At 62.2% G+C, this 1,358-nt stretch carries 2 protein-coding genes; both read right to left on the bottom strand.

Annotation, left to right across the window (positions count from 1 at the left end; translation table 11 throughout):
* On the bottom strand, positions 1-664 hold a 664-nt coding region (locus DBR30_RS07170; protein ID WP_258224320.1), incomplete at its 3' end, for a TSUP family transporter.
* Positions 665-861: 197 nt separating this feature from the next.
* Positions 862-1,358: tRNA-uridine aminocarboxypropyltransferase (locus tag DBR30_RS07165; protein WP_258224319.1), on the bottom strand; the 497-nt coding region annotated here is incomplete at its 5' end.

Below are 1,358 nucleotides of genomic sequence, written 5' to 3'. Positions count from 1 at the left end.
TCTTGGAGCCAAAGCGGGCGCCGATAAACTGCCCCAGCGCCATGCAAAAACCGACACTCCACACCACCTTGCCACCGAGCGCAAAGAACAGCAGGGAGGCGATATTCGAGGTGAAGTTGAGCAGCTTGGTATGGGCGGTGGCGCGCGCCATGCCAAAGCCCGCCAGCGCCACGAAACCGATGGCAAAAAACGAACCTGTGCCCGGCCCGAAGAAGCCGTCATAAAAGCCGACCCCGCCCCCCACCAGCAGCGCAAACAGCATGGGAGTCAGACGGCGGGAGCTCTCGGCATCGCTTACCCGCGGCGAGAAGTAGAAGTAGCAGGCAAAGGCCATCAGCAGGAAAGGGAGCAGGCGCTCGAGAATGGCGGCGTCTATGGTCTGCACCGCCAGCGTGCCGATGGCCGCACCGATAAAGGTGCAGATCACCGCAGGCCAGATCATGGCCCACTCCAGCAGCCCCTTGCGGGCATAGAACCAGGTGGCGGAGAAAGAGCCAAAACTGCTCTGCAGCTTGTTGGTGCCGAGCACCAGCGCCGGCGGCATGCCTGTCGCCAGCAGAGCCGGCACCGTCAACAGGCCGCCGCCACCGGCGATGGCATCGATAAAGCCGGCGATGAGCGCCACACCGAACAGGGCAAACAGGGTAACCAGTTCCAATTCCATCCATAGACCTCACGAGAGTGGGTTGCCCGAAGGGGTCAGGCAACCGGAGAACACCAAAACGACGTTGTGCGGGGGGCACAGGCTGTTCGCTATCCTAGCGGGCCACTGACCATGAATCTAACGAAACAGTGGCAGCCAATTGATTCCTGATTTTCATTGATTTGAGCTGTCAGGCCCTGCCCCCTCAGAGGGCTCCGTTAGCAAGCCGGTGAAGCGACGTTCGCTTCCTTGATCGCCGCCAGCGCCTCACAGAGATGATCCTCATCGGCACCGGGTAAACGGCTGACCCGACCGGCCATGTAGCGGCTGCTGAACAAGTTGAACCAGTGCTGCAGTGCCTGCCCCGCCTTGAGCTCCCCCGCCACTTCCAGCACGCAGGCCGCCACTTCGGCGGTGCAGAGGTGCTCCTCGCTGTTGGCGACCCGCATGCCGTAAGTGGAGAGCGTATCCGGTTTGATGGCGAGCACCGGAAAACCGTCCAGGTAGGGGCTCTTGTTGAACATCTTGCGCGCCTCCGGCCAAGTGCCGTCGAGCAGGATAAATAGCGGTTTTTTACCCGGTGCCAGCGTCACCTCGCCGGTCAGGCGGGCAGGCGCCTTCTCGCAAGCGGGAAAGACCACATAGGGCTGCCAGGCGGGATCGGCCAGCAGGGCCAGCAACTCGGGATGGGGCTGGGTACGTGACCAGAGAAACG

This window comes from Aeromonas sp. HMWF017 (assembly GCF_003061465.1).
Lineage (GTDB): Bacteria > Pseudomonadota > Gammaproteobacteria > Enterobacterales > Aeromonadaceae > Aeromonas > Aeromonas veronii.
This window is presented reverse-complemented; position numbering and strand designations above follow the sequence as displayed.